The organism is Methylorubrum podarium (genome assembly GCF_022179745.1).
GTDB lineage: Bacteria > Pseudomonadota > Alphaproteobacteria > Rhizobiales > Beijerinckiaceae > Methylobacterium > Methylobacterium podarium.
In genome coordinates this window covers 1-7,708 of record NZ_BPRD01000345.1, presented here as the reverse complement: position 1 = coordinate 7,708, position 7,708 = coordinate 1, and the positions used below count along the sequence as shown (strand labels likewise).

7 protein-coding genes and 1 pseudogene are annotated in these 7,708 nt (G+C 71.0%); 7 read left to right on the top strand and 1 reads right to left on the bottom strand.

Features of this window, described 5'->3' with window-relative positions; translation table 11 throughout:
* The 7 genes and pseudogenes from MFF42_RS17065 to MFF42_RS17035 form a co-directional block, all read left to right on the top strand.
* Positions 1-293 (top strand): annotated as a pseudogene (locus tag MFF42_RS17065) (valine--tRNA ligase); the annotation flags it as partial.
* Entirely contained in the window at positions 290-1,027 is a 738-nt protein-coding gene (locus tag MFF42_RS17060) for a DUF2459 domain-containing protein (protein ID WP_238256813.1), read from the top strand. The pseudogene MFF42_RS17065 and the gene MFF42_RS17060, both read left to right, overlap by 4 nt.
* A 109-nt stretch (positions 1,028-1,136) precedes the next feature.
* The gene (locus MFF42_RS17055; RefSeq protein WP_238256812.1) at positions 1,137-2,654 is read left to right on the top strand and encodes a Do family serine endopeptidase; all 1,518 of its coding nucleotides are present in this window, start codon (positions 1,137-1,139) and stop codon (positions 2,652-2,654) included.
* Positions 2,655-2,840: 186 nt separating this feature from the next.
* Entirely contained in the window at positions 2,841-3,722 is an 882-nt protein-coding gene (locus tag MFF42_RS17050; RefSeq protein ID WP_238256811.1) for an aldo/keto reductase, read from the top strand.
* 159 nt (positions 3,723-3,881) lie between these two features.
* Positions 3,882-4,331, top strand: a complete 450-nt coding sequence (locus MFF42_RS17045) for a hypothetical protein (protein WP_238256810.1) — start codon at positions 3,882-3,884, stop codon at positions 4,329-4,331.
* A 72-nt stretch (positions 4,332-4,403) separates the two neighbouring features.
* Positions 4,404-5,483 carry a tartrate dehydrogenase gene (locus MFF42_RS17040; RefSeq protein ID WP_238256809.1) on the top strand — a complete coding sequence of 360 codons (1,080 nt, stop codon included), beginning with the start codon at positions 4,404-4,406 and terminating at the stop codon, positions 5,481-5,483.
* A gap of 13 nt (positions 5,484-5,496) precedes the next feature.
* Positions 5,497-6,321, top strand: coding sequence for a 3-oxoadipate:acetyl-CoA acetyltransferase (locus MFF42_RS17035; protein ID WP_238256808.1), 825 nt, complete (start codon positions 5,497-5,499; stop codon positions 6,319-6,321).
* Between the two features lie 58 nt (positions 6,322-6,379).
* Here the strand turns inward: MFF42_RS17035 and MFF42_RS17030 are convergent.
* A partial coding sequence (locus tag MFF42_RS17030; protein ID WP_238256807.1) for an MFS family transporter occupies positions 6,380-7,708 on the bottom strand: 1,329 nt, incomplete at its 5' end.

Here is a 7,708-nt window from a genome sequence, read left to right as displayed (position 1 = left end):
TCGGCTTCGCCGATGCCGCGCCCAAGAACGCGGTCCAGCTCCTCGTGCGCGGCAGCGTGGCCGCGCTTCCGCTGGAGGGCATCGTCGACCTCGCCGCGGAGGTCGCGCGGCTGAAGAAGGAAGCGGGGAAGGCGCGGACCGAGATCGGCAAGATCGAGGGCAAGCTCGGCAATGCCGACTTCCTCGCCCGCGCGCCCGAAGAGGTGGTGGACGAGCAGCGCGAGCGCCGCGACGCGGAAGCCGCCCGGCTCGTCAAGATCGAGGAAGCGCTGGCCCGCCTCAGCGACGCATGAAGACACTGCGGCGGCTGGCTCTGGCCCTTGCCGGACTGGCCGCCGCTCTTCTCGCGTTCACGCTCTGGACCGCGCGGGCCGGCGACCCGAGCCTTTACCCGCCCTCCGGCCCGGACACGGAGACCGTGTTCCTCGTCAGCCACGGCTGGCATTCCGGCCTCGTCCTGCGCCGCGAGAGCCTGACGGGGGAGGGGGCCGGCGCGGCCCTGCGCAACATCGCGACGCGCTTCCGCGCCTACGACACGCTGGAATTCGGCTGGGGCGAAGCGCGCTTCTACCGGGCGACGCCGACGCTCGCCGCCTTCGACTGGCGGCTCGCGCTCTCGGCCCTGTTCCGGCCCGGCGGGAACGACGGCGTGATCCAGGTCGTCGGCCTCGCGCGCCCCGTCCGCGAGAGTTTCCCGCGGGCCGACATCGTCGCCGTGCCGCTCTCGCCGGCGGGGTTCGCCCGGCTCCTCGCCCGCCTCGACGCGGGCTTCCGCCTCACCGATGGACAGCCCGCCGCCCTCGGGCCGGGCCTCTACGGACCGAGCCTGTTCTACGCCGGGCAGGGCCGCTTCTCGTACAGCAACGTCTGCAATCACTGGGCGGCGGGCCTGCTGAACGCTGCGGGACTGCCGATCACGCCGGTGCTCGACACGCACCCGGCCGGCCTCCTCGCCGACCTGCGCTGGCGGGCGGGCCTAACCAGCCTGGCCGGTCCCGAGGCCGGGCCGGACCTGTCCAAACCGTAATCTTCGCGCCATCCGGCCGTCAGGCTCGGGCCTCTAGGAGTCTTCCGACGGATCGCTGCCCGCTGCCCGGCACGGATGCGAACCTCGAGATTGTCCTTCGGAGACCTCCATGACCATGACCGTCCGCCGTCGTGCCTACGCCTCCGTCGCCGCGGCCGCCCTCGTCGCGGGCGGCGCGGTTGGGTTCGGCCTGACCGAACCCGCCACGCCGGCCTACGCCCAGGCCCTGCCCAAGACTCCGATCGAGGCCCCCGAGCACCCGCCGGGCTCCTTCGCCAACGTCGTCGACAAGGTGAAGCCCGGCGTCGTCGCCGTGAAGGTCAAGCTTGATAACAGCGCCGACGATGACGACGACAGCTCCGGCGGACCCAACATGCAGCAGGTGCCGCCGCAGCTGCGCGAGTTCTTCAAGCGCTTCGGCCAGGGCGGCGGACAGGGCGGTCCGGGCGGGCGCGGCATGCCGCAGCAGCGCGGCGAGCGCGGCGCGGTCGGCTCGGGTTTCATCATCTCGGGCGACGGCTACGTGGTGACCAACAACCACGTGGTCGACAAGGCCAAGACGGTCCAGGTCACCCTCGACGACAACCGCACCCTCGACGCGAAGGTGATCGGCAAGGATCCGAAGACCGATATCGCACTCCTCAAGATCACCGAGGGCGGCAGCTACCCCTACGTCCAGTTCGGCAAGGCCGCCCCGCGGGTCGGCGACTGGGTCGTCGCCATCGGCAACCCGTTCGGCCTCGGCGGCACCGTGACGGCGGGCATCGTCTCGGCCCGCGGCCGCGACATCGGCGCCGGCCCCTACGATGACTTCCTCCAGATCGACGCGCCGATCAACAAGGGCAATTCCGGCGGCCCGACCTTCAACGTCAACGGCGAGGTCGTGGGCGTGAACACGGCGATCGCCTCGCCGTCGGGCGGTTCCGTCGGCCTCGCCTTCGCGATTCCCGCCGAGACGGTGCAGGCGGTGGTCGATCAGCTCCGCACCGACGGCAAGGTGGTGCGCGGCTATCTCGGCGTGCAGGTCCAGCCGGTGACGAAGGACATCGCCGAGGGGCTCGGCCTCGACAAGGCCAAGGGCGCCCTGGTCGATCACGCCGAGAGCGGCACCCCCGCCGCCAAGGCCGGGCTGAAATCGGGCGACGTGATCGAATCGGTCAACGGCGCGCCCGTCAACGATGCCCGCGAGCTGTCGCGCCGCATCGCCGGCCTCAAGCCCGGCACCGAGGTGAAGCTCGCCTACCTGCGCAACGGCAAGAGCGACACTGCGACGGTCGAGCTCGGCACGCTGCCGACCGACGGCAAGGTGGCGAGCCGCGGCGACAGCTCGTCCGGCGGGCAGCTCCGGCTCGGCCTGAGCCTCGCGCCGGCCAGCGATGTCGGCCTCGGCGACGAGGGCGTGGCGGTGATGGATGTCGATCCCGACGGTCCGGCGGCGGCCAAGGGCATCGCGCAGGGCGACGTGATCCTCGACGTCGCCGGCTCCAGCGTCTCGAAGCCCTCCGACGTCCAGGCGCAGATCCGCGCCGCGGAGTCGAACGGCCGCAAGGCGGTGCTGATGCGGGTGAAGAGCGCCAAGGGTCAGACCCGGTTCGTCGCCGTGGCGCTCAACAAGAAGGAGGGCTGATCCCCTCCGGCGGCCGGGGCCGGCGACGGCCCCGCCCCGTTCTCGGACTTCCTGCGATCCCCTGACTTCGCGCCCGCTCCGTCCAGCGGGCGCTTTTTCGTGCCGTCCCCCTGACGCCGGCCCGGGCGGGCCCGATATCAGTCCGTCGAGCGCCCCACGGGGCAAGCAACCGAGAGGACGACAGGCATGGCCAGCGTCGCGGCATCCGGCACCTTCGCCATCGGCGGGGATCTCCCCGTCCACCGTCTCGGCTTCGGCGCGATGCGCGTCACCGGGGCCGGCATCTGGGGCGATCCGCCGGATCGCGAACGGGCGAAGGCGACGCTGCGGGCGGTGCCCGACCTCGGGATCGACCTGATCGACACCGCCGACAGCTACGGCCCCTTCGTCAGCGAGGATCTGATCCGCGAGACGCTTCATCCCTACGAGGGTCTCGTCATCGCCACCAAGGGCGGCCTGACCCGCCACGGCCCCGATATCTGGCGCCCCGTCGGCAACCCCGATTACCTCCGACAATGCGTGCTGATGAGCCTGCGGCGGCTCGGCGTCGAGCGCATCGACCTGTGGCAGCTCCACCGGATCGGGCCGGATTGCCCGCGCGAGGTGCAGTTCGAGGCGATCGCCCGGATGCGGGAGGAGGGCCTGATCCGCCATGTCGGCCTCTCCGAGGTCTCGGTCGAGGACATCGAGGCCGCCCAAAAATTCTTCCCCGTGGCGAGCGTGCAGAACCGCTACAATCTCGTCGATCGCACCAGCGAGGCGGTGCTGGCCTTCTGCGAGCGGCACGGCATCGGCTTCATTCCCTGGGCGCCCCTCGACAAGGGATCGCTGACCGGCCCCGGCTCCGCCCTGGAAGCGATCGCCGGACGCCTCGGCGCGAGCGGCGGCGCCGTGGCGCTCGCCTGGCTCCTGAAGCGCTCGCCGGTGATGCTGCCGATCCCCGGCACCGGCGATCCGGGTCACCTCGCGGAGAACGCGGCCGGCGCCCAGCTGCGCCTGAGCGACGAGGATTTCGCGGTGCTCGACCGGGCCGGACGCGAAGCGTGGCAGGCCGCGGGCGCGGGTTAGATCATCGTCCCGAGAGGTGACCACCGGCTTTCGGAAAAGGACGATGCGCTCGGGGCCAGCGTGCCGCGGCGCACCTTCCGGTCGGTCGGTGCGGGAACCGGATCTGGCCCGATTCTTTCATGTCCCGGGCGGCGCAGACCGCCTGACGAAGGGATCGACATGACGTCCGCCGGCCATCTCGCTCGCAGCGGCCTCCTTGCCAGTGTCGCGCTGCTTACCGCGGCCACCGCCCCGGCGGCGGCACAGACGCGCTGGGTCTCCGGCACCTACGTCTACGCCGACCTCTGCACGATGCCGGAGGACGGCGCGCAGGCCGGCCGGCGCATCACCCTCAAGCGCTGGCCCAAGGGCGACAACCTCGTCATCGAGGGCGCCGGCCTGCCCGCTCCGATCGAGGCGGTGGTGACGATCGACGACGGCGCCAAGACCGTCGCCTTCCAGGTCGAGACGAGCGCCGGCCCCGTCCGCTTCGAGGGCATCGCCGGACCCGACGCGCTCGTCGGCACCCTGCACGGCGCCGACGGCGCGCAGCCGCTGCGCCTGAAGCGCGTCCTGCGCCCCCGCGCGCAGCAGGCCTGCCCCGGCGAGACCACAGGCTCGATCAACTGATCCGTCGCCGGCCATTGACCTCGTGGGCTGTCGGCGCAAGTGAGGCGCGGGGGCCGACACGAGGCAATCAGCATGGGCGGGACGAAGCGCAGCTACCGGATCGCGGTGATCCCGGGCGACGGCATCGGCAAGGAGGTCGTGCCGGAGGGGGTGCGGGTGCTGGAGCGGGCCGCCGCCCGCCACGGCTTCGAGATCGTGCAGGACTGGTTCGATTTCGCCTCCTGCGACTACTACGACGCCCACGGGCGGATGATGCCCGAGGATTGGAAGGATCGCGTCGGCGGCCATGACGCGATCTTCTTCGGCGCCGTCGGCCTGCCCGACCGCGTGCCGGACCACATCTCGCTCTGGGGCTCGCTGATCCAGTTCCGGCGCGAGTTCGACCAGTACGTCAACCTGCGCCCGGTGCGCCTGATGCCCGGCGTCGCCAGCCCGCTCGCCGGCCGCAAGCCCGGCGACATCGACTTCTGGGTGGTCCGCGAGAACACCGAGGGCGAGTACTCGAATGCGGGCGGGCGGATGTTCCCCGGCACCGATCGCGAGTTCGCCGTGCAGGAATCGATCTTCACCCGCCACGGCGTCGATCGCGTCCTGAAGTTCGCCTTCGAGCTGGCGCAGAGCCGGCCGAAGCGTCACCTGACCTCGGCCACCAAGTCGAACGGCATCTCGATCACCATGCCGTACTGGGACGAGCGGGTGCGGGCGGTGGCCCAGGGCTACCCCGATGTCCGGTGGGACCAGTACCACATCGACATCCTGACCGCGCATTTCGTGCTGAACCCGGACCGGTTCGACGTGGTGGTGGCCTCGAACCTGTTCGGCGACATCCTCTCCGATCTCGGGCCGGCCTGCACCGGCACCATCGGCATCGCGCCGTCCGGCAACATCAACCCGGACCGGCTCTACCCGTCCGTGTTCGAGCCGGTGCACGGCTCGGCCCCGGACATCGCCGGCCAGGGGATCGCCAACCCGATCGGCCAGATCTGGTCGGGGGCGATGATGCTGGAGCATCTCGGCGAGCGCGAGGCCGCGGCCGAGATCGTCGCCGCCATCGAGCGGGTGCTCTCCGAGCAGGCTCTGCGCACCCGCGACCTCGGCGGCAGCGCCGACACGCAGACCTGCGGCTGCGCCGTCGAGCAGGCGCTGGGCTGACGGGCCGGCCTCGATGAGACCCGTCGTCGTCACCGTGGCGATCACCGGCTCGGTCGCGCGCAGGGCCGACAACCCGACCGTGCCGATCACGCCCGCCGAGCAGATCGAGTCGACCCACGCCGCCTACGAGGCCGGTGCGGCGCTCGCCCATATCCACGTGCGCGGGGACGACGAGGGTCCGTCCCTCGATCCCGAGCGGTTCGGGCGGGTGCAGGAGGGCATCCGCCGGCACTGCCCGGACATGATCGTGCAGTTCTCCACGAGCGGGGCGGGCTCCGACCCGGAGGAGCGCGGCGCCTGCCTGATCCACCGGCCGGACATGGCCTCGCTCACCACGGGCTCGGTCAATTTCGGCGACGGCGTCTACGAGAATCCGGCGGCCTCGTTCACGGCGCTCGGCCGGCGGATGCGGGCGGAGGGCGTCTCGCCGGAGATCGAGGTGTTCGACCTCACCCATCTCCACAATGCCCGCCGCCTCGTGGACGAAAGCGTGATCGCCGCCGCGCCCCACGTCCAGTTCGTCATGGGCATCCGCAACGCCCTGCCGCCCGACCCGCACCTGCTCGACATCCTGCTGGCGGAGACCCGGCGCCTGCTGCCGGGCGCAACCTGGGGTGCCTTCGGCATCGGCCGCTTCCAGAGCCCGGTGATGGGCTGGGCGCTGGCGCGGGGCGCGGAGGGCGTGCGCACGGGCCTGGAGGACAACGTGCGTCGCTCGAAGGAGCGGCTCGCCGACGGCAATGCGGACCTCGTCCGTCTGGCCGCCGAGATCTGCGCCGAGCACGGCGCCCGTCCGGCGACGCCGGCCGAGGCGCGGGCGATCCTGCGCCTCGGCTGACCCTGAGCATCGTCCCGAAAGGCGGGCGCCGGCTTTCGGGACGATGCTCCCTCGCCGATCAGGCGAGGGCGGGTCTCGCCTTGCGCCCCAGCGCCTCCTCGACAGTGCCGTCGCCGTCGAGATAGCCGTGGCGCTTCGGGTTCGGCATCAGCAGCGAGGCGACGAACGAGACCGCGAGCAGCACCGCGACGTACCAGAAGAAGCTGCTCTCCGCGCCCGCCTGCTTGAGCCAGAGCGCGACCGCCTCCGCCGTCCCGCCGAACAGCGAGTTGGCCACCGCGTAGGACAGGCCGACGCCGAGCGCGCGCACCTGGGTCGGGAACAGCTCCGCTTTCACGATGCCGCTGATGCCGGTGTAGAAGCTGATGACGATCAGGCCGATCATGATCAGGCCGAAGGAGAGGACCGGGCTGGTGGTGGCGCCGATCGCCGACATCAGCGGCACGATCATCACCATGCCGAGCCCGCTGAACAGCTGCATGCTCGTCTTCCGGCCGATCCGGTCCGAGAGCCAGCCGAAGAAGGGCTGGATCACCATGTAGACGAACAGGGCCGCCGTGGTGATCTGCGAGGCGGACACCTTGTCCATATGCGCGGTGTTGAAGAGGTATTTCGGCATGTAGGTCGTCAGCGTGTAGAACGACAGCGACCCGCCGGCCGTATAGGCGAACACCACGGCGAAGGCGCGCCAGTGCTTGAACAGGCCGGCGAAGGTTCCGGATTCCTTCGAATCCTTGTTCTCCGCGCTCATCGTCTCCGACAGCGAGCGGCGCAGGAACAGGGCGATCACCGCGGCCAGCGCACCGATGACGAAGGGGATGCGCCAGCCCCAGGCGGTGAGCTGCTCGGCCGTGAGCAGGCTTTGCAGCACGACGAGGACCAGCGAGGCGAGGAGCTGGCCGCCGATCAGCGTGACGTACTGGAACGACGCGTAGAAGCCGCGCTGCCCCTTGGCGGCGACCTCGCTCATGTAGGTCGCGCTGGTGCCGTACTCGCCGCCCACCGAGAGGCCCTGCACCATCCGCGCGAGGACGAGCAGCACCGGTGCGAGAGGCCCGACCGTGGCGTAGGTCGGCAGCAGGGCGATGGCGAGGGAGCCGCCGCACATCATCAGCACCGAGATCATCAGCGAGGTCTTGCGCCCGAGCCGATCGGCGATGCGCCCGAACAGCCAGCCGCCGATCGGCCGCATGAAGAAGCCCACCGCGAAGACGGCCGCCGACTTGAGAAGCTGGCCGGTGCTATCGCCCTCGGGGAAGAAGACCGGGGCGAAGTAGAGGGCGAAGAAGGCGTAGCAGTAGAAGTCGTACCACTCGACGAGATTGCCCGACGAGGAACCGACGATCGCCATGATGCGGCGGCGCCGGTCGGCCGCGTCGTCCTGCGC

Excerpts from the sequence above, each read along its gene's own strand:
- MFF42_RS17060 (WP_238256813.1), top strand. The coding sequence starts at position 290 with ATGAAGACACTGCGGCGGCTGGCTCTGGCCCTTGCCGGACTGGCCGCC.
- MFF42_RS17055 (WP_238256812.1), top strand. The coding sequence starts at position 1,137 with ATGACCATGACCGTCCGCCGTCGTGCCTACGCCTCCGTCGCCGCGGCC.
- MFF42_RS17050 (WP_238256811.1), top strand. The coding sequence starts at position 2,841 with ATGGCCAGCGTCGCGGCATCCGGCACCTTCGCCATCGGCGGGGATCTC.
- MFF42_RS17045 (WP_238256810.1), top strand. The coding sequence starts at position 3,882 with ATGACGTCCGCCGGCCATCTCGCTCGCAGCGGCCTCCTTGCCAGTGTC.
- MFF42_RS17040 (WP_238256809.1), top strand. The coding sequence starts at position 4,404 with ATGGGCGGGACGAAGCGCAGCTACCGGATCGCGGTGATCCCGGGCGAC.
- MFF42_RS17035 (WP_238256808.1), top strand. The coding sequence starts at position 5,497 with ATGAGACCCGTCGTCGTCACCGTGGCGATCACCGGCTCGGTCGCGCGC.